Origin of the sequence: Mycobacterium kyogaense, from assembly GCF_003254575.1 — a bacterium.
Classification (GTDB): domain Bacteria; phylum Actinomycetota; class Actinomycetes; order Mycobacteriales; family Mycobacteriaceae; genus Mycobacterium; species Mycobacterium kyogaense.
This window is the reverse complement of the sequence record NZ_QJUA01000046.1, coordinates 1-19,630: the sequence shown is the minus strand read 5'-3', so window position 1 is coordinate 19,630 and position 19,630 is coordinate 1. Positions and strand designations below refer to the sequence as shown.

The window sequence follows — 19,630 nt, the reverse complement described above, 5'->3', positions numbered from 1 at the left end:
AGGGCACACTGCAGACATGCCGGACGCTCTTTGCCCGTGTGGAACCGGTGTGGTTGCGCACCAGTGTTGTCTGCCTCTGCTCAGCGGCGAGCGTCTCGCGCGCACCGCCGAGGAGTTGATGCGCTCGCGCTACACCGCGTTCGCGGTCGGCGACGCCGACCACCTCTGGCGTACCTGGCATCCGCGCACCCGTCCAGAGGAGGTGACGATCGACCCGGCGGTGCAGTGGACCGGCCTCGTGATCCTCGACGTCGACACCGATACCCCGAACAACGACGACACCGTGGAGTTTCGAGCGACGTATCGGGACTCTGAAAGCCAACGAACCGGGACGCTGCATGAGCGGTCCCGGTTCGCTGTGAGAGCCCGTCGCTGGTTCTACGTCGACGGGGAGGTGTTCTGAGAGGGCGTCAGGCCAGCAGGCCGGCCGGATCGGTGAAGGGCAGACCGAGGTCGGTGGCCACCTGCTCGGACAGCAGCGCCCCGTCGTGCGTCGACAGGCCCTTGGCCAGCGCGGCGTCGGCGCGGCAGGCGTCGCGCCACCCCTTGCCCGCGAGTTTGAGCACGTAGGGCATGGTCGCGTTGGTGAGTGCGTAGGTCGACGTCCGCGGCACCGCGCCGGGCATGTTGGCCACGCAGTAGAACACGGTGTCGTGCACGGCGAACGTGGGATCGTCGTGCGTGGTGGGCCGGGAATCCTCGAAGCAGCCGCCCTGGTCGATGGCGATGTCTACCAGTACTGCGCCCGACTTCATCTCTGCGACAGTCGAATTCGTGACGAGCTTGGGTGCCTTGGCGCCCGGGATCAGGACCGCCCCGATCACCAGGTCGGCTTCCTTGACCGCGGCCTCCAGGTCGAGGCTCGAGGAGTAGCGGGTCTCGATGGCGCCGCCGTACTCGGCATCGATCTTGCGCAGGGTGTTGATGTTCAGGTCGAACACCGTCACGTGGGCGCCCATGCCCCAGGCCACCGCTGCCGCGTTGTCACCGGCCATGCCGCCGCCGATCACGACGACCTTGGCGGGAGCCACGCCGGGAACGCCGCCCATCAGAACGCCGCGTCCGCCCTGCGTGCGCATCAGGTGGTACGCACCGACCTGTGCCGACAGTCGGCCCGCGACCTCGCTCATCGGTGCCAGCAGCGGCAGAGCGCCGTCGGCGGTCTGCACGGTCTCGTAGGCGATGGAGGTGGTGCCGGAGGCCAGGAGGGCATCGGTGCACGGCTTGGAGGCCGCCAGGTGGAGATAGGTGAACAGCGTCTGGCCGGCCCGCATCTTCGCGTACTCCGGCTCGATGGGCTCCTTGACCTTGAGGAGCAGTTCGGCTTCGCCCCACACCGTGTCGGCATCGGCGACGATCTGCGCGCCCGCGGCCTTGAAGTCGCCGTCGGTGATGGCCGAGCCATCGCCGGCGCCCGACTGGACCAGCACGTCGTGGCCACGCTGGGTCAGCTCGGCCACGCCGGCGGGCGTGATCGCGACCCGGTACTCGTTGTTCTTGATCTCGGTCGGCACACCGACACGCATTTTTGCTCCTGAAAATCGGGGGAAACTGGGGCAGACTTGCCTCAAGTGTGAAGAAACATCGATGCATACACAATATTCATGACGAAGATTCGATAGTCTGCGTCCATGTCAGAAGAATCGACGGCAACCCCTGCGTCATCGCGGACCTCGTCGAAGGATGTTCGGATCATTCTCGATGATGTCGACCGACGCATTCTGACCGCACTGCACGCAGACGCCCGGCTGCCCAACAGCGCCCTGGCCGAACTCATCGGCATCGCGCCGTCCACGTGTCACGGACGGGTGCGACGACTGACCGAACTCGGCGTCATCCGCGGCTTCTACGCCGACATCGATCCGGCGGCGATCGGGCTGACCCTGCAGGCGATGATCTCGGTGAGCCTGCAGGCCAACGCCCGCGGCAAGATCCGTAATTTCATCGGTCAGATCCGGCGCAAGCCCCAGGTGATGGATGTGTACTTCCTCGCCGGCGCCGACGATTTCCTTCTGCACGTCGCCGCCCGCGACACCGACGATCTGCGAAAGTTCGTCGTGGAGAACCTCAACGCCGACGCGGACGTCGCGGGCACCCAGACGTCGCTGATCTTCGAGCATCTGCGCGGCGCATCGCCGCTGTGAGACGTCAAGCCGTGGCGAAGCGGCGCAACCAGGAGAACCACTGCGCCATGCCCTCGCCGGTCTTGGCGCTGACCGGCAGCACCGTGGCGCCCGGATTGATCTGCCGGATCCGGTCGGTGTAGGTGGCGACGTCGGCATCGAGGTAGGGCGCGAGGTCGATCTTGTTCAGCAGCACCACGTCGACCGCACGGAACATCACCGGGTACTTCAGCGGCTTGTCCTCGCCCTCGGTCAGCGAGTAGACCATCGCCTTGGCGTGCTCGCCCACGTCGAACTCTGCGGGGCAGACCAGGTTTCCGACGTTCTCGATGATCACCAGATCGAGAACGGTGAGGTCCAGCCCCGTCAGAGCCCGGTGCACCATCGGGGCGTCGAGATGGCATTCACCGCCAAAGCCGTTGTCGGTGTTGAGCAGTGAGATCTGTGCACCCCGACCTGCCAGGCGGGCGGCGTCGAGGTCCGTGGCAATGTCCCCTTCGATGATTCCGACCGCGAGCTCACCGGCCAGTTCGTCGAGGGTCGCGCTCAACACCGCGGTCTTGCCGGAGCCCGGCGAACTCATCACGTTCAGTGCGCGAACTCCGTTGTCGGCGAACATCTCCCGGTTCTGCGCGGCGAGGACGTCGTTCTCGGAGAAGATGGCCTCGAGCACATCGATGCGCTGTCCGGCGGTCTGGTATCCGCTGTGATCGCCGTGCCCGTGCGTGCCGTCGTGCTCGTGGCTGTGCACCGTGCCGTCATCGTGGCGATGGAACCTACCCACGGTGCCGGCCCGCCGGCTCGGTGGCTGCGTCGGTCGTGGTGCAGGTGGTGATGTCGATCGAGGTCACGAGGAACTCCTCTCCGCGGATCACCGTCACGTCGGCGCTCCCGCAGGCCGGGCAGCACACCGACCATCGAGAGGTGATCTCCGATTCCTGCCCGCACACACGGCAACTCACCGCCGCGGGCACCTGCTCGAGTTCCAGCGCCGCCCCGGCCAAGCCGTCGTGTTCGGCGACGACCGACCAGCAGAACAGCAACGAATCCGCGACCACCTGCCGGAGGGCGCCGACGCGCACCCGGACCACCTCGACCGGTCGGCCGTCGGCGTGGCTGCGGACCACGCCGGCGATGGCGTGGCACAGGGACAACTCGTGCACACGGTCAGCGTAATCCCGACGGGGGGTCGGAATTGCGCAGAAGTGTCTGCCGGATTTCGATAGTTGGGGACGCCGCGCGGAGTTAGCCTGGGGCGACGCAGCGTTCGAGGAGTCCGCGCCATGAGCGCACACATACGTGTCTGGGTGAGCGTCACCGGGGTGGTCCAGGGAGTGGGATTCCGCCCGACGGTGGCCCGCATCGCCGCGGCGCATCAGCTGAGCGGGTTCGTGCGCAACGACGCGGGTTCGGTGCAGTGCGAATTCGAGGGTCCGAGCTCGCAGGTCGACGCGGCGATACATGCCCTGCGGACCGATCCGCCGCCGCTCGCCCGTGTCGACTCCTTCGACGTCACGGCCCGCCCGCTCGGCGGCGATCCGGGATTCCACATCGTCGACAGCGCCGCGAGCGGTGACGAGAATGCCCGCACGCTGGTGCCTCCCGACATCGCGACCTGTCCGGACTGTCGCCGTGAGCTGTTCGATCCCGCGGACCGGCGTCACGGTCACCCGTTCATCACGTGCACCAATTGCGGGCCGCGCTACACGGTGATCACCGACCTGCCCTACGACCGGCCGGCCACCACGATGGCCGGTTTCGGTCTGTGCGCGCGCTGCGCCGCGGAGTACGCCGATCCGGCCGACCGGCGCTACCACGCCCAGACCATCGCCTGCCACGACTGCGGGCCGCAGCTGACGTGGGACGGGCCCTGGTCGGGGGGAGCTGCTCTCGAATCCGCCACGGCGGCACTGCGGGCAGGCATGATCGTCGCGATCAAGGGCGTCGGGGGCTACCACCTCGCGTGCCGCGCCGACGACGACGAGGCCGTCGCTGCGCTGCGGCGACGAAAGGGCCGGCCTGCCAAGCCGTTCGCGGTGATGGTCGCCGATGTGGACGCGGCCCGGCGGATCTGTGTGGTCGATGCTGCGGCCGAGCGCGCCCTCACCTCGTCGGCCGCGCCGATCGTGCTGCTGCCCGCACACCCGGGCAGCGTCAGCGTCGAGGTGGCGCCCGGACTGGGCGATCTCGGGGTGATGCTGGCCTACACTCCGGTCCACCATCTGCTCCTCGCCGGGTCGGACGTTCCCGCGTTGGTGATGACGTCGGCGAATCAGGGTGGATCCCCGATCGTCTTCCGCGACGAGAACCTCGACTGGATCGACGGTCTGGCCGACGCCGTGCTGGGCCACGACCGACCGATCCACGTGCCGTGCGAAGACTCGGTGGTGGGGATCGCCGACGACGGGGCAGAGATCCCGCTGCGGCGGTCGCGGGGCTACGCGCCGCTGCCCGTCGCGCTCGACGTGCCGGCGGCGACGATTCTCGCGACCGGCGGTGATCTGAAGACCACGTTCGCGCTGACCGACCTGCGCGGACGCGTGCATCTGTCCTCGCACCTGGGTGACATGGCCGACCCCCGCACCCAGGACTGCTTCACCGCGGCGGTCGACCACCTGATGTTCCTGACCGCCACGGTGCCAGTCGTCGTCGCGCACGACATGCACCCGCGATATGCCACGACTGGGTGGGCGCAACGCCACGGCGGCCCGCGGGAGGCCGTACAGCACCATCACGCACACGCGATGTCGTTGCTCGCCGAACATCGCATGCTCGGCCGGCCGATGCTGGCGATCACCTATGACGGAACGGGTTTCGGCACCGATGGCACCATCTGGGGAGGCGAACTGCTCGCGATCACGGGGGCCACGGAATTCACGCGGGTCGGCCACCTGGCGCCGTTCTGGTTGCCGGGTGGCGAAGGCGCCGTCCGCCAGCCGGCGCGTATCGCACTCGATCTGCTGCGACGCGCGGGCATCGATCCGGCCGACGACCTCCCTCCCGTCGTGGCACTGGGGCCGACGGGCATGCACGTGCTGACCCAGCAGCTCGAGCGTGGCGTGGGATGTGTCCCGACGACGAGCATGGGGCGGCTCTTCGACGCCGTCGCGAGTCTTCTCGGGGTCTGTCAGCAGGTGACCTACGAGGGCCAGGCCGCCGTGGAGATCGAGCACCTGGCGCGCCGCGGGCGTCCCTGTGCCGCAGTGCGATTGGATGTCACCGCCGGTGTCCTCGATCCCGCGCCGGTGATCGCCGGCCTGGTGGAGGGCCTGCGCGCAGGTGCGGCGCGCGAAGACCTGGCGCGGAGCTTCCACGACGCGGTGGGTGATGCGACGGTGCGCGCCGCAGCGGCCGCCGCCGCCGACGCCGGCATCACGACCGTGGGCCTGACCGGTGGGGTGTTCGCCAACCGCCTGCTGCTGGCCGGAATCTCGGCGGGCCTGCGCGCCCGAGGACTGACGGTGCTCACCCACGGGGTGGTGCCGTGCAACGACGGCGGTGTCGCTCTGGGGCAGGCCGCCGTCGCGGCGCTGCGCCTGGCGGCGGCTCGAGAAAGGAGTGGGCCATGTGTCTCGGTATCCCCGGCAGGGTGACCGCGATCTGGGACGAGGCGGGGACGCGGATGTCGACGGTCGATTTCGGTGGCACCACCAAGACGGTGTGTCTCGCCTATCTGCCGGACATGGCGATCGGCGAGTACACGATCGTGCACGCCGGCTTCGCGATCACCCGGCTCGACGAGGAGTCGGCGCGCCAGACATTGCGCATGTTCGCCGAACTGGGTGTGCTCGACGAGGAGCTGGCCGGCGAACAAGGCGTGGCGAGGAGGGACACGGCGTGAAGTACCTCGACGAGTTTCGCGATCCCACCGCAGCGCGGGCGTTGGTGGACGCGATCCACCGCCGCGCCAGCAAGACCTGGACGGTGATGGAAGTCTGTGGTGGACAGACGCATTCGATCATCCGTAACGGGCTCGACCAGCTGCTCGACGGTGCGGTCGAGTTCATCCACGGTCCGGGCTGCCCGGTCTGCGTGACACCGCTGGAGATGATCGACCGCGCGCTGGAGATCGCCGCGCGGGACGACGTGATCTTCTGCTCGTTCGGCGACATGCTGCGGGTGCCCGGTAGCACCCGGGATCTGTTCTCGGTCCGGGCCCGCGGCGGGGATGTCCGCGTCGTCTACTCGCCGCTGGACGCCACGCAGGTGGCCGCCGACAACCCCGACAAGCAGGTGGTGTTCTTCGGCGTCGGCTTCGAGACCACTGCGCCGGCCAACGCGATGGCGGTGCTGCACGCGCAACGGCTGGGGCTGACGAACTTCTCGGTGTTGATCTCCCATGTGCTGGTGCCGCCCGCGATGACCGCGATCCTGTCCTCGCCCACCAACCGCGTGCAGGGTTTCCTGGCCGCCGGGCACGTCTGCTCGGTGATGGGCACCTCGGAGTATCAGCCGCTGGTCGACCGGTTCGGGGTGCCGATCGTGGTGACCGGCTTCGAACCACTCGACCTGCTCGAAGGCGTACGTCAGGTGGTCGACCTGCTCGAGGACGGGACACCGGAGCTACGCAACGCCTATCCCCGCGCCGTGTGCGACGAGGGGAACCCGGCAGCCCGGCAGACGCTCGCCGACGTGTTCGTCGTCACCGACCGGCAGTGGCGGGGCATCGGAATGATTCCCCGGTCCGGCTGGACGTTGGCGGCTCAGTACAGCGACTTCGACGCCGAGCGGCGGTTCGGTGTCGGTCACCTGCAGGTCGCCGAGTCCGCGGAGTGTCATGCCGGTGAGGTGCTGCAGGGGCTACTCAAACCCCACGAGTGTCCGGCGTTCGGACGCACGTGCACGCCGCGCACCCCACTCGGCGCCACGATGGTGTCCAGCGAAGGCGCCTGTGCGGCGTACTACCAGTTCCGGCGTCTGGCCAATGTCTGAGGCGCCGGCGTCTGTCGACCCCTCGGACTGGGTGTGCCCGCTGCCGCTGCGGGAGACGGCCCGGGTGGTGCTCGGCCACGGCGGCGGCGGCGTGCTGTCCGAAGAGCTGATCGAGAATCTGTTCCTGCCCGCGTTCGGGGGACGGGCCGGCCCGGCGCGGGATTCCGCGGTGCTGCAGACCGGCGCGGGCCGCATCGCGCTGACGACCGATTCCTATGTGGTGCAGCCGTTGTTCTTCCCCGGCGGCAACATCGGCGATCTCGCCGTCAACGGCACCATCAACGATCTGGCGTGCAGCGGCGCCCGCCCGATCGGCATCACCGCCGGCTTCATCCTCGAGGAGGGGCTGGAGCTCGACGTGCTCGGGGCGATCGCCACCGCGATGGGGGCTGCGGCCGCCGCGGCGGGTGTCCCGATCGTCACCGGTGACACGAAGGTCGTCGGAAGGGGCGGTGCCGACCAGCTTTTCGTCAACACCGCGGGAGTGGGAGTCGTCCCGCCGGGAGTGGAGATCGGGCCCGAGCGGGTGCGCCCGGGGGATGTGGTGATCGTCTCCGGTGTCCTCGGCGAGCACGGCGTGGCGATCATGAGCGTGCGGGAGGGCATCGACTTCGGCACCGAGGTCCGCACCGACAGCGCGCCGCTGCACCGGCTGGTGGATTCGATGCTGGCTGCAGGTGGACCCGGGGTGCACGCGCTGCGTGACCCGACTCGCGGAGGGCTCGTCGCATCGGTGGTCGAGATCGCGCGGGCCGCGGCGGTGGGGGTCGAGCTCGACGAGGCCTCGATCCCGGTGCCCGAAGCCGTCGCGTCGGCCTGCTCGTTTCTGGGCCTGGATCCGCTGCAGGTCGCCAACGAGGGCAAGATGGTGGCCTTCGTGGCGGCCGAGGCGGCCGAGGCCGTGCTGGCCGCGATGCGCGCTCGCGCCGAGGGTGCGGAGGCGGCGGTGATCGGCCGGGTGGTCGCCGAACATCCCGGTATGGCCGTCACGCGGACGCCGTTCGGCACCACCCGAGTGGTGGAACGTGAACTCGGCGAGCAACTTCCGCGAATCTGCTGACGCCTCAGCGACGCAGCGTCTCCGACGGCGCCTCGCCCCAGCGTTTCCGGTACTCGACGGAGAAGCTGCCGAGGTGGTGGAAGCCCCACCGCTCCGCCACGGCGGTGACGGTGACGCCGTCCGTGGGGATGGCGTCGGTCAGTTCTTCGTGCACCCGCTCGAGCCGTCGTTCCCGGACGAACGCCATCGGCGACATGCCGAGCTCCGACCGGAAACCCTGCTGGATCGACCGGACGCTCATGTGTACCGCCGACGCCAGGGAATCCATCGTGATCCGTTCGGCCAGATGGTCTTCGATGAAATCCATCGCCTGCTGGATCACGGTGCGGCGCGGGTCGGGGGATGACGGCGCGGTGATGTCGGCGTGATAGTTCGACGGCTGCAGGTAGAGCAGGCTGCTCATCACCAGTTCCTCGACGGGTCCGATGGCGCGACCCTTCTGGATGAGTGAACCGGCGTGGTAGACCTCGGTGTGCACCAGCTGCACCGCGGCGTGCCACCGCATGGCCGCCTCCGTCGCCAGATCGAATTCCGGCTCGAACACCAACGGCCGCAGTAGGTTACGCCCCAGCAGCCGGGTCACGTGGGCGGTCATCGCGTGCGCTTCGATGCGGATCAGCAGCTGCGGGGTGTCGACGCCGAGTTCCAGGCGTAGCGGCACCCCGGGACTCGACACCAGCGAGCGCATGGTGTTGGCCTGAAAGGTGGCCGACGGATGGACCACGGTGGCGACGCCGTTCATCGGCATGTGCACGCCGTAGTAGCGGCCGGACTCGGGGATCACGATGGTCGCGGGGACATGCAGATCCAGGTAGAGCATGCTGACGTTGCGTAGCCGCACGCCGTGCATCGTGGCCGCGAATCCGTGCGCTTCTGTGGGATCGACCGTCAGGCTCAGCGGAGACAGGGCACGACCCATCAGCCGCGCCGCAGTGGGGATGTCCTCGGTGTAGAAGATCTCGTGACCGGTCAGCGCCGGCGGGACGCCGCGGGAGCGCACCTTTCGGCGGACCGGATCACTGGTGCGGCGGATGTCGATGTAGCCCAGACGCGTCAGGCGAGACATCAGGCCTGAGGCGTGGGTGCGAAGGCAAGGCTAACTTTGCGTGCTGCACAGAGGTTTCGGGATCGCACGGCAAGACTCCTAAACATCGGGCTCGCTTCAGCGTAGCCATCTGTGCGTAATCCTGATAGGTGTTGCGCGAAAGCGATAGGCAGGGCGGAGTCGGCTGAGTACCTTTGGGGGGCAGTCAGCTTCCCTCGTGCGGGGGAGCCCTCGTGGGAGGTTCAGCATGGGAGCCAACGGAGAAGCCAGAATCCCCGTCTTGGATCCGCCGGTTCCCGCCGGACCGTCGGCCGCGATCCGCGATCGTCTCGACGATCCCCGCGTCGCCGACGCGCTCACCACGTTGCTCGAGCACGCGGACCTGCTCGCGGTGCTCGTCTCCGGCCTCGACGCGTTCGTCCGCCGCGGTGACGACATCACGGCGAATCTCACCTCGGCCCTCGGCGAGTTCAAGGGCGAATCTGCCCCGCTGAGCCAGTTGTCGGCGAGCTTGAGTCAACTGTCCGGCGCGCTGGTGCATGCGGCGCCGGCGCTGACCACGCTGTTGAAGTCACCGTTGACCGAGCCCGCCGGAGCTGAGGTGATCGCGGCGCTGGGCGAGGCCATGGTGTCAGCGCGCCAGTCAACCGCGCCGACGCCACGCGGAGTGCGCGGCCTGTGGAAGGCGGTGCGCGGTGCGGCGAAAGACCCCGACGTCACACGCGGTGTGGTCTATCTGCTCGAGACAGCCCGCATCTTCGGCCGACGAGTCTGAGCGCACTGCAACACAACAGAATTCGCCCCGTACGGCTTGGCCCGGCGGAAATCGAGAGGAGTCCCCATGGCATCGGTGCTGTGGTTCCAGGGTGGTGCCTGTAGCGGCAACACCATGTCGTTCCTCAATGCCGAGGAGCCCAACGTCGTCGACCTGATCGTCGACTTCGGTCTGGACCTCCTGTGGCATCCGTCTCTGGGGCTGGAACTGGGGCAGAACGCGCAGAAGCTGTTCTCCGACTGCGCGACCGGGCAGCGACCGCTCGACATCTTCGTGTTCGAGGGAACGGTGATGGAGGCCTACGGCGGGCGTGCCGACATGTTCGCCGACCGCCCGATGAAAGACTGGGTGACCGACCTGGCCGGCGCCGCGCAGATCGTCGTGGCCATCGGCGATTGCGCCTGCTGGGGCGGTATTCCGGCGATGGAGCCCAATCCGTCGGGCTCCACGGGGCTGCAGTTCCACAAGCGGGAGAAGGGCGGCTTCCTCGGTCCGGACTTCCGTTCCAAGATGGGCCTGCCGGTCATCAATGTGCCCGGGTGTCCGGCACATCCGGACTGGATCACCCAGATCCTGGTCGCGCTGGCCACCGGGCGCGCCGGCGACATCACACTCGACGATCTGCACCGGCCGGAGACGTTCTTCAAGACGTTCACCCAGACTGGGTGCACCCGCGTGCAGTTCTTCGAGTACAAGCAATCGACGATGTCGTTCGGCGAGGGCACCCGAACAGGTTGCCTCTTCTACGAATTCGGCTGTCGCGGCCCCATGACGCATTCGCCGTGCAACCGCATCCTGTGGAATCGGCAGTCTTCCAAGACGCGGGCGGGCATGCCGTGCCTGGGCTGCACCGAGCCGGAGTTCCCGCACTTCGATCTGGCGCCGGGCACGTTGTTCAAGACCCAGAAGGTCAGCGGCATGATCCCCAGGGAAGTGCCCGAGGGAACCGATCATCTGACGTACATGGGCCTGGCCGCGGCGGCGCGCATCGCAGCGCCGCAGTGGTCCAAAGAAGACATGTTCGTGGTCTAGGGCCACCGGAAGGGATAGTGATGACGTCACAACTGGATCTGTTCGTCAGCCCGCTGGGCCGTGTCGAGGGTGACCTCGACGTCCGCGTCACGATCGACGACGGCGTCGTCACGTCGGCCTGGACCGAGGCTGCGATGTTCCGTGGGTTCGAGATCATCCTGCGCGGCAAGGACCCTCAGTCCGGACTGGTGGTCTGCCCGCGCATCTGCGGTATCTGCGGCGGCAGCCACCTGTACAAGTCGGCCTACGCGCTGGACACGGCCTGGCGCACCCACATGCCGCACAACGCGACGCTGATCCGCAACATCTGTCAGGCGTGTGAGACGCTGCAGTCGATCCCACGCTATTTCTACGCGCTGTTCGCGATCGACCTGACCAACAAGAACTACGCCAAGTCGTCGCTCTACGGCGAGGCCGTCCGACGCTTCGCTCCCTATGTCGGGACCAGCTATCAGCCCGGAGTCGTGCTGAGCGCCAAACCCGTTGAGGTGTATGCGATCTTCGGTGGTCAGTGGCCGCACTCGAGTTTCATGGTGCCCGGCGGCGTGATGTGCGCTCCCACGCTGAGTGACGTCACCCGGTCGATCGCGATCCTGGAGCACTGGAACGACAACTGGCTGGAGAAGCAGTGGCTCGGGTGCTCGGTCGAACGCTGGCTGGAGAACAAGACCTGGGAAGACGTGCTGGCCTGGGTCGACGAGAACGAGGCGCAGTACAACAGTGACTGCGGGTTCTTCATCCGCTACTGCCTCGACGTCGGCCTCGACAAGTACGGCCAGGGCGTCGGCAACTACATCGCCACCGGAACGTATTTCGATCCCACGCTGTACGAGAACCCGACCATCGACGGACGCAACGCCGCGCTGATCGGACGCTCCGGCATCTACGCCGGCGGCACCTGGCACGAGTTCGATCAGGCCAATGTCCGCGAGGACGTGACGCACTCGTTCTATCAGGGGGACCGGCCGCTGCACCCCTTCGACGGAGAGACCATCCCGATCGACCCCGAGCTCGGCCGTAAACAAGGCAAGTACAGCTGGGCGAAGTCGCCCCGCTATGCGGTCGGCGATCTCGGCAACATTCCGCTCGAGGCGGGTCCGCTGGCGCGGCGGCTGGCCGCGGCCGGCCCGAATGCTGCCGCCCATCAGGACGACGATCCGTTGTTCCTGGACATCATGAACAAGATCGGCCCGTCGGTGATGGTGCGTCAGCTCGCCCGTATGCACGAAGCCCCCAAGTACTACCAGTGGGTGCGCCAGTGGCTGGACAATCTCGAGCTCAAGGAGAGCTTCTATTCGAAGCCGACCGAGTACGCCGAGGGCAAGGGGTTCGGGTCCACCGAGGCCGCGCGCGGTTCGCTGTCGGACTGGATCGTCATCGAGGACAACAAGATCAAGAACTATCAGGTGGTCACTCCGACCGCGTGGAACATCGGCCCACGCGACGGCTCGGACGTGCTCGGCCCGATCGAGCGGGCGCTGGTGGGCTCGCCGATCGTCGACGCCGAGGACCCCGTCGAACTCGGCCACGTCGCCCGTAGCTTCGACTCGTGCCTGGTCTGCACCGTGCACGCCTACGACGGCAAGAGCGGCCGCGAGCTGAGCAAGTTCGTCATCAACGGGATGGTGTGACCTGTCTTCTGCAGACATGGCCGACACCCCGGAGGCGCTTCTGGAGCCGCCGGGATGCGACGTGCTCGTCGTGGGATGCGGGAACCTGCTGCGCGGCGACGACGGAGTCGGGCCGGTCCTGGTGCGACACCTCTGGGAGCGCGGTGTTCCCCACGGAGCGAAGTTGGTCGACGGCGGCACGGCGGGGATGGATGTCGCGTTCCAGATGCGTGGTGCCCGCCGGGTCGTCATCGTCGACGCGGCAGCGACCGGCGCGGCGCCGGGGACCATGTTCGAAGTGCCGGGCGCTGAACTCGCCGAACTTCCGCTGCAAGGCCTGCACACCCACTCGTTCCGATGGGATCACGCGATCGCGTTCGCGCGCTGGGCGTTGGGCGGCGACTGCCCGACCGACATCACCGTGTTCCTGATCGAGGTCGCCGGTGTGGAGATGGGCGCTGAGTTGTCGGCACCGGTGACCGCAGCCATGGAGCAGGTCATCGACAGGATCGAGCGGCACTTCTTGGCTCCGCTGCGGCCGGACGCCGACCGGGACGTGACCGTCGAGTTCACCGCCGACGGTTATCTGCGCCTGGACGCCGCCACCGCGGCCGCCCTCTTTCCGTCCGATGCCGTCGCCGCAGTGCTGCGCGACGACGAGTTCTGGCTGATCCCGCTGCGCGGACCACGCAGCGGCGGGCTCCTGCTCAAACAGCGCACACCCGCCGGTGACCGCAGCGTCCTGGTGAGCGAGGTGCTGCGAAACAGCCCGCTGCACGGCGTGTTCCGCGGGTGCTGGGACGATGAGCAGACCGCGCTGCGGATCCCGATCGCCGGACGCCGGGAGCGGGACGGGTGATCGGCGTGGCTGACCCCTCCGACGTGGCACGCACGGTCGAGACCGTGGTGGTGCCCGAGCGGGGCCAGTGGGTCGTCGAGGTCGTGGTCGTGTTCGACGACGGGGTGGTGCGCACCCGGATCGGCACCTACCGCAGTCGCCGGCGGGCCGAACTGGCCGCCGATCTCATCAAACGTGCCGCGGAGCGGGAGCTGTGATGGTCCAGGGAGGTGACATCGTGGTCGAACCGCCGGTGACCGAGGTCGCTGTGGTGACGCGCCCGCAGCCATTGGGTGTCTTCGGCCTACCGCTGGGCTACTTGCTGATTCCCGCGGGGACGGATACCGATGCGGCGCGCATCGCCCTGATGTCCGGGCGGCTGCCGGACGTGTGGCCGGAGCGCCTGACCGCACACCGGCACGCCCACGAGGGAGATCGCGAGGCCGCGTTGGCGGCGCTCGACGGCGACGATCCGGTCTCGCGCTACAACCGTTTCGTGCTGGACCCTGACGCGGCCGATCCGGCGCTGCTGCGACAGGACCTCGGGACCCTCGGTGTGCTCGTGGACGTCGTCCAGTTCGTCCTCGGACGAAGCACCACCGTGCCCGATGCCACCGGGCTCGACGGCGAAGTGTCGGCCGCGGTGCTCGCGGTGGCGGCTTCGGCGGCCATCGACGACGGGCGACATGACGACGCGGTCGCGCTGCTCGACACCGCCGCCGAGACTGCGACGTCGGTGAGCCGCGCGCTGGCCGGGGTGCTGGTGGGCGCGGCCGCGGTGTTGTGCAGCGACCTCGCGGAGCCGACGGCGCTCACCCGCCTGCAGCGGGCGCTCGCTCTGCTCGACGAGGCCGACGGGCTGGCGGTCGTCCGAGCCGAACTCCACCTCACCGCGGCGGGAATTCTGCACGAGCAGGCGGCGCAGCATCCCGAGATGATGCCGGCGGCCATCCCGCACTATCACTCTGCGCTGCAACTGATCCGGCGCGAGGACGCCCCGGTGCTGTGGGCGTCCGCGCACGCAGACCTCGCCATCGCCTACCTGACGATGCCGATGGTGGAGGCGTCGAGCCAGTTGCGGCTCGGCATCGCCGCGCAGTCGCTGCGTCAGGCGCTCACCGTCTTCACCCGTGAGGACCACCCGCAGCGATGGGCCAGCGTGCAGCTCAACCTCGCGAACTCGTTGGTGTACAGCCCGTCTCGGCACCGGCAGGAGAACCTGGTGGAAGCCGTCGAGATCTACGAGGCGGTGCTGGCGACCCGGGGGCGCGACAGCGATCCGCAGGGCCGCGCCCGGGTGCTGGCCAACCAGGGCAACGTGCTGGCCCACCTCGGCGTGTTCGACCAGGCGAAGGCGAAGCTCTACGAGGCGCGGTTCTTGTTCGAGGAAGCGGGTGACACCGACTCGGTGCGGTCCGTGCGCGGTGTGCTCGACGAGATCTCGCGGGAGGGCGCGCGATGACGGTCACCGACGGTGTGGGTCTCGAGGAGCTGGCCGGCCGGGTCGACGCGGCGGTGGGCGCGCTCGCCGATCTGGAACCTGCGGCGCGGGCTGCCGCCGAGGAGTTGAAGGCGGCGCTGGAAGACATCCATCGTGCCGGGCTGACGACCATCGTGACGCGGATGCGAGCCGACGACGGAGCGCGCCCGCTGCTGTTCGATCTCGTCGACGATCCGGTGGTGCGCATGCTGCTGACGCTGCACGGCATCCTGCGGCCCGACCCGGTGACACTCGCCGAGCGCGCGTTGGCCGGGGTGCGCCCGCAGCTGCACAGCCACGGAGGCGACGTGGCCCTGGTGCGCGTGGACCCGCTCGACGGCGGGTACGTTGCCGTCGTTCGGCTCGAGGGGGCCTGCAACGGCTGCTCGATGTCCTCGGTGACGCTGCGTGAACTGGTCGAAGAGGCTCTGCGACAGGGACTTCCGGGACTGCGGAGAGTCGAGGTGGCGCCCGCCGAGCCCTCCCCGGCGCTGATCCCGGTCGAGGCGTTGCGGATGCCGGCCCGGCCGGTCGAGGACGGTTGGGTGCGGGCAGGACGTGCCGAGGAGATCGCTGTGGGCGAGATCGGCGCACCGTGCGACGGTGTCATCGTGGTCAACGTCGGGCAGCGGCTGGCGGCCTACCGCAACGAATGTGCGCACGAGGCGCTTCCGCTCGACGATGCGATCATCGACACGACGGCGGGAACGCTGACGTGTCCGTGGCACGGATTCTGCTTCGACGCCGCGTCGGGGGAGTGCGTCTCGGTTCCCGGTGTGCAACTCGAGCAGCTGCCGCTGCGCGTCGACGAGGGAGTGATCTGGGTTCGGACCGGCCGATGAGTCGCTACACGGTGCGGCGCACGGTGGCCGGCCGCCCTGCCGGGCACACGCCGACCGCGGTGCTGGCCGACGACCACACCGGCGGCTGGCGCCCCGCGACCTGGCTGGGTGCACCCGCGCCGGGTGGACTGGCCTTACCGCAGGCGGCGCCGAGCATGTCGTGGATGTATTCGCCCCGAGGCGTTTTCGTCGACGACTCTCACCTCGTCGTCGCAGATTCCGGCAACCATCGGGTGCTCGTCTGGCACGGTGTCCCGAGTGCCGACGAGCAACCGGCCGACGTGGTGCTGGGGCAGGCCGACGGGTGCACGGAGGGCCGGGCCGCGGCGGGCCGTGGCCCGGAGCGCGGCATGAATCTGCCGACAGGCGTCGCGATCGTCGACGGCCGGCTGATCGTCGCCGACGCGTGGCATCACCGAATCCTGATCTGGAACTCGGTGCCGCAGCGCGACGATGTCGCCCCCGATGTGGTGCTGGGGCAGAGCGATGCCGTGTCGGTGGAACCGAACGCGGGCGGCGAGTGTTCCGCGGCGACGTTCTACTGGCCGTTCGGCTTCGCGGTGCTGGGCGGGCGGTTCTGGGTGGCCGACACCGGTAACCGGCGCGTGCTCGGCTTCGATGGCGGCATCCCCGATCCGGGGCAGCCGGCGGACATCGTGCTCGGCCAGCCCTCGCCGCATTCGCGGGAGGAGAACCGGGGGCAGGCGCCCGGCCCGGCGAGCTTCCGCTGGCCGCACGCCATCACCGGCACCGACGAGGTCATGCTGGTGGCCGACGCGGGTGATCACCGGGTGCTCGGCTGGTCGCCGCACCCTGCGTCCGATCGCGCAGCGAATTCGGTTCTCGGGCAACAGGACTTCTGCTCAGCCGAAGAATGGCCGTACGGGCCGCATTCGGGTGACCGGTTCCGGTTCCCCTACGCGGTGGATCTCGATGGCGACACCCTGGCGGTGGCCGACACGGCGAACAACCGTGTGCTGTTGTGGGACGGGATACCGGCCGAGCCGCTCGGCGGCCGGCCCGCCGATCATGTACTGGCCCAACCCGGCTTCACGTCGAACGGGGAGAACCGATGGGCGCTGGTGGGGCACGACACGCTCTGCTGGCCGTATGGGCTGAGCCTGCACGGTGAGGTGATGGCGATCGCCGACTCGGGTAACAACCGCGTGATGGTGTGGCGGCGATCGTGAGACCGCGCATCGTGCAGTGCGACGGCCAGATCGGCTTCCGTTGGACCCGAGCCGACGGCACGGCCACTACGGTGGCCGAGCTCGTCGCTGGCAGTGATGCCGAGGAGGAACCTGAGCGTCTCACGGCCACACATCTCGCCGCACTCGACGACGCGATGATCGAGGCGGCCCGCCGCTTCGGTGAGCTACTGGGTGCGGGCCGGCGGCCGACTGCACACGAGCGGGGGGACCTCGCGGAGCTCTACCGCTGCCTCGACGATGCCTGTCTGGATTACTCGAGTGCTGTGGATCTTCTCGGGATGAGCCCCGACTCCCGGGCGGGGCGGATCGTCGGGACGGCAGTGCTGATGTCCATCCTGGCGCGGCAGGCGCTCGACATGCTGGGTCCGGCGCCGCTGGACGGCTCGTTGGATGAGCCGGCGCTCGGGGTGGTCGGTGGATACGGGGAGATGGTGCAGGTCGATCCCGATCGCCCGTGGAAGGGCGGTCGGTGGGTGGTGCGTACCGAATCGGGTGCGCGGCTGCCGCTCACGTTGTCGATGATCCTGTTCGACAGCTCGGGCACCAACGCAGATGCCGCCCGCGACGAGCACTGCGAGGCGCTGCGGACGGTGACATCGACTGTAGGACAGTCAGATTCGGACGTGTATGACGCGGCCTGCGCGCTCGACTGGCTGCTCTACGACTACCTGATGGCCCACCGCGACGGGCCGGACAGTGCCGAGATCGTGTTCGCCAAGGGCCGGGACGGGGACGCCGCGGTGGTGGTCGCCGCAGCGGCGGCATCGGTGCGGGCCAGGGCGACGTTCGACCCGGCACTCGCCCTCAGGCGGGGGTGAGCGTGACGTTGTGCAAAGAGACCGCGACGTCGGTGGGCAGGATGTCGACGAACGTGGGCTCGGTGCGGAGCGCATCTCCGGTGGCGATGATGTTGCCGCCGATGCATGGGAAGTCGCGACAGCGGAACCAGTACCCGGGCGGGCTCTGATAGGGCTGCATGCTCGGCGACTGATCGACGCGGTAGCGGCCCGGCGGGATGAACGACGTCGACCAGCCGTCGCGCGGCTGAGTCGTCACGCCGAACACGCCGTTGCTTCCGTAGTTCGGGGCGGCGAACGCGGGCGCAGCCAGAACGCACCCCACGGCAACGACGCCGGCGGCAGCGGTTCCGACGACAGGGGCGACCTTCATACGGTCGACACTAACCCCGCCGCTACGGTCCGTGGTCGTCTTCGGGTAGGAGGTGGCGTTCTGGGTGGTGGTAGCCATTAACCCGCCGCGCGTCGCGGCGTCGGCCGGTATCGAGGTCGGGTGGGGGTAGCCATTCGGTCTGGCCACGGTCGTTGACTGTGGTGGTCCAGCTGGTCTGTTCGATCATGCGGTTGTCCGGCCCGCAGGCGAGGGTGAGGTTGGTGATGTCGGTGGCCCCGCCGCTCTTCCAGTCGTCGATGTGGTGGACCTGGGTCCAGTAGCCGGGCACCGTGCAGCCGGGTCGTGTGCAGCCCCTGGCCGAGGAATGCAGCACAATTCTTTGTGCCGCCGACGCCAGCCGTTTCGTGCGGCCCAGATACAGCGGTTGATTGGTGTGCTGATCGAACACCGCCAGATAGTGGTGGGAGTGGGAGGCCATCCGGATCAGATCCGCCATCGGCACCAGCGACCCGCCGCCGGTGACCGCCACCCCTGCCGACTTCTCTAGTTCCTGCAAGGTTGTGGAGACGATCACGGTGACCGGTAACCCGTTGTGGGAGCCGAGTTTCCCGGAGCTCAGGGCCATGCGGCCGACGGCGAGCCACGCGTCGTGGTTGCGCTGGGCCGCGCTGCGCGTGTCATCCCGACGCTGTCGCTCGTCGGGCTCTGCGTCGACGCAGGGTGTCTCGTCGTCGGGGTTGCACATCCCCGGTGCCGCGAGCTTGGCCTGGATGGCTTCGTACGTGGCCCGTGCTTCCGGGGTGATCCAGCCCGAGAGGCGGCTCATCCCGTCGGCCTGCTGCTCACCCAGTGTGATCCCGCGCTTGCGGGCGCGGTCGGCGTCGGTGGGTTCGGGACCGTCTTGGTCGATCATCGCCGCCAACCGATCCGCCGCCTTGCGCAGATCCTCCGGCGTCAATCCGGCGCCCAGCGACGCCAACTGTCGGTCGGCGGCGGCGCGGGTGCCGACATCGACCCACATCGGCAGGTCCTGGTGGAACGTCGCGATCACCGCGACATGCTCGCCGTCCAGGGTGCCGGCGTTCTGCGCCGCGGCGGTGGCCTCCCAGACCGGCGGCAACGGTTCCCCGGTCAACGCTTGGCGCGGGCCCAGGTGCGCGGCATCAGCAAGTCGGCGTTTTGCCTCTTTATCCGACACCCGCAGCGCGGTGGTCAGCACCTTCTTCCAGGACGCTTCCCCGAGTCGGCGTGGCTCCGTCTCTGTCGTGAGCCGAGCCAGGATCTGATGCTCGAGCGCCGGAACCGACCGCACCACCGTGGTCACCTCAGCCAACAGAGCCACCAACTCCGGGTGGGTCAGCGTGTCGCAGGCCTCAGACAGGATCGCCAGCTGAGCCCGCATCCCCTCCACCGCACCCGCGTGTCATCTCTCAGGACATCGGTGACAGTTCTGCATCAGGACATCGGTGACACTTCGGGTGGTTCTGGTGGTGACACTTCCGCCCCGAGGCTGCGGGGGTGGCTGTCAATGAACCCATCGATCCTCGCGTC

At 68.5% G+C, this 19,630-nt stretch carries 21 protein-coding genes; 15 read left to right on the top strand and 6 right to left on the bottom strand.

The annotated features are described in order from the left end of the window. The first annotated feature begins 16 nt into the window (after positions 1-16). Entirely contained in the window at positions 17-403 is a 387-nt protein-coding gene (locus DMB80_RS23665) for a YchJ family protein (protein WP_111512097.1), read from the top strand. Positions 404-410: 7 nt separating this feature from the next. On the opposite strand, the gene ald is transcribed toward DMB80_RS23665, so the two are convergent. Continuing rightward, positions 411-1,526, bottom strand: a complete 1,116-nt coding sequence (gene ald / locus DMB80_RS23660; RefSeq protein ID WP_046364072.1) for an alanine dehydrogenase — start codon at positions 1,524-1,526, stop codon at positions 411-413. A 105-nt stretch (positions 1,527-1,631) separates the two neighbouring features. Here ald and aldR point away from each other — a divergent pair, with 105 nt between their 5' ends. Beyond that, positions 1,632-2,144 carry an HTH-type transcriptional regulator AldR gene (gene aldR, locus DMB80_RS23655; RefSeq protein WP_111512096.1) on the top strand — a complete coding sequence of 171 codons (513 nt, stop codon included), beginning with the start codon at positions 1,632-1,634 and terminating at the stop codon, positions 2,142-2,144. Positions 2,145-2,148: 4 nt separating this feature from the next. Here the strand turns inward: aldR and hypB are convergent, their stop codons facing one another. Beyond that, on the bottom strand, positions 2,149-2,907 hold the full coding sequence (gene hypB, locus DMB80_RS23650) for a hydrogenase nickel incorporation protein HypB (RefSeq protein WP_111512095.1): 759 nt from the start codon (positions 2,905-2,907) through the stop codon (positions 2,149-2,151). Then, positions 2,900-3,286, bottom strand: a complete 387-nt coding sequence (locus DMB80_RS23645) for a hydrogenase maturation nickel metallochaperone HypA (RefSeq protein WP_111512094.1) — start codon at positions 3,284-3,286, stop codon at positions 2,900-2,902. The genes hypB and DMB80_RS23645 overlap by 8 nt, the downstream gene beginning before the upstream one ends. Before the next feature lie 120 nt (positions 3,287-3,406). On the opposite strand from DMB80_RS23645, the gene hypF reads away from it, so the two are divergent. The 4 genes from hypF to hypE are packed head-to-tail and all read left to right on the top strand — an operon-like array spanning position 3,407 to position 8,115. Next, the gene (hypF, locus tag DMB80_RS23640; protein ID WP_111512093.1) at positions 3,407-5,716 is read left to right on the top strand and encodes a carbamoyltransferase HypF; all 2,310 of its coding nucleotides are present in this window, start codon (positions 3,407-3,409) and stop codon (positions 5,714-5,716) included. Continuing rightward, on the top strand, positions 5,689-5,964 hold the full coding sequence (locus tag DMB80_RS23635) for a HypC/HybG/HupF family hydrogenase formation chaperone (RefSeq protein ID WP_111512092.1): 276 nt from the start codon (positions 5,689-5,691) through the stop codon (positions 5,962-5,964). The genes hypF and DMB80_RS23635 overlap by 28 nt, the downstream gene beginning before the upstream one ends. Beyond that, positions 5,961-7,055: a hydrogenase formation protein HypD gene (gene hypD, locus DMB80_RS23630; protein WP_111512091.1), complete on the top strand. Its 1,095-nt coding sequence runs from the start codon at positions 5,961-5,963 to the stop codon at positions 7,053-7,055. Before DMB80_RS23635 ends, hypD begins: the two co-directional genes overlap by 4 nt. Then, the gene (gene hypE, locus DMB80_RS23625; protein ID WP_111512090.1) at positions 7,048-8,115 is read left to right on the top strand and encodes a hydrogenase expression/formation protein HypE; all 1,068 of its coding nucleotides are present in this window, start codon (positions 7,048-7,050) and stop codon (positions 8,113-8,115) included. The genes hypD and hypE overlap by 8 nt, the downstream gene beginning before the upstream one ends. Positions 8,116-8,119: 4 nt before the next feature. On the opposite strand, the gene DMB80_RS23620 is transcribed toward hypE, so the two are convergent. Further along, positions 8,120-9,181, bottom strand: a complete 1,062-nt coding sequence (locus DMB80_RS23620) for an AraC family transcriptional regulator (protein ID WP_111512089.1) — start codon at positions 9,179-9,181, stop codon at positions 8,120-8,122. 226 nt (positions 9,182-9,407) lie between these two features. Here DMB80_RS23620 and DMB80_RS23615 point away from each other — a divergent pair, with 226 nt between their 5' ends. From DMB80_RS23615 to DMB80_RS23575, 9 genes are all read left to right on the top strand, one after another. Next, positions 9,408-9,935, top strand: a complete 528-nt coding sequence (locus DMB80_RS23615) for a DUF1641 domain-containing protein (protein WP_111512088.1) — start codon at positions 9,408-9,410, stop codon at positions 9,933-9,935. A 66-nt stretch (positions 9,936-10,001) separates the two neighbouring features. After that, positions 10,002-10,967, top strand: a complete 966-nt coding sequence (locus DMB80_RS23610; RefSeq protein ID WP_111512087.1) for an NADH-quinone oxidoreductase subunit B family protein — start codon at positions 10,002-10,004, stop codon at positions 10,965-10,967. 20 nt (positions 10,968-10,987) lie between these two features. After that, complete coding sequence (locus DMB80_RS23605; protein WP_046364082.1) at positions 10,988-12,598, top strand: nickel-dependent hydrogenase large subunit; 1,611 nt, start codon at positions 10,988-10,990, stop codon at positions 12,596-12,598. A 16-nt stretch (positions 12,599-12,614) separates the two neighbouring features. Beyond that, a complete protein-coding gene (locus DMB80_RS23600; protein ID WP_111512086.1) occupies positions 12,615-13,436 on the top strand; it encodes a hydrogenase maturation protease in 822 nt (273 codons plus the stop codon). A 5-nt stretch (positions 13,437-13,441) separates the two neighbouring features. Continuing rightward, positions 13,442-13,633, top strand: a complete 192-nt coding sequence (locus DMB80_RS23595) for a hypothetical protein (RefSeq protein WP_240431358.1) — start codon at positions 13,442-13,444, stop codon at positions 13,631-13,633. After that, positions 13,633-14,877 (top strand): tetratricopeptide repeat protein, encoded by a 1,245-nt coding sequence (locus DMB80_RS23590; RefSeq protein WP_111512084.1) that lies wholly within the window; start codon positions 13,633-13,635, stop codon positions 14,875-14,877. The genes DMB80_RS23595 and DMB80_RS23590 overlap by 1 nt, the downstream gene beginning before the upstream one ends. Continuing rightward, positions 14,874-15,737, top strand: coding sequence for a NifU family protein (locus tag DMB80_RS23585; protein WP_111512083.1), 864 nt, complete (start codon positions 14,874-14,876; stop codon positions 15,735-15,737). Before DMB80_RS23590 ends, DMB80_RS23585 begins: the two co-directional genes overlap by 4 nt. After that, entirely contained in the window at positions 15,734-16,927 is a 1,194-nt protein-coding gene (locus tag DMB80_RS23580) for an NHL repeat-containing protein (protein WP_111512082.1), read from the top strand. The genes DMB80_RS23585 and DMB80_RS23580 overlap by 4 nt, the downstream gene beginning before the upstream one ends. Then, a complete protein-coding gene (locus tag DMB80_RS23575) occupies positions 16,924-17,766 on the top strand; it encodes a hypothetical protein (RefSeq protein WP_111512113.1) in 843 nt (280 codons plus the stop codon). Before DMB80_RS23580 ends, DMB80_RS23575 begins: the two co-directional genes overlap by 4 nt. On the opposite strand, the gene DMB80_RS23570 is transcribed toward DMB80_RS23575, so the two are convergent. Both DMB80_RS23570 and DMB80_RS23565 read right to left on the bottom strand, forming a co-directional pair. Then, positions 17,753-18,118 carry a hypothetical protein gene (locus DMB80_RS23570; protein ID WP_111512081.1) on the bottom strand — a complete coding sequence of 122 codons (366 nt, stop codon included), beginning with the start codon at positions 18,116-18,118 and terminating at the stop codon, positions 17,753-17,755. The two genes, DMB80_RS23575 and DMB80_RS23570, sit on opposite strands and share 14 nt — an antisense overlap. A gap of 22 nt (positions 18,119-18,140) precedes the next feature. Beyond that, entirely contained in the window at positions 18,141-19,481 is a 1,341-nt protein-coding gene (locus DMB80_RS23565; protein WP_111512080.1) for an HNH endonuclease signature motif containing protein, read from the bottom strand. Positions 19,482-19,630 lie beyond the last annotated feature (149 nt).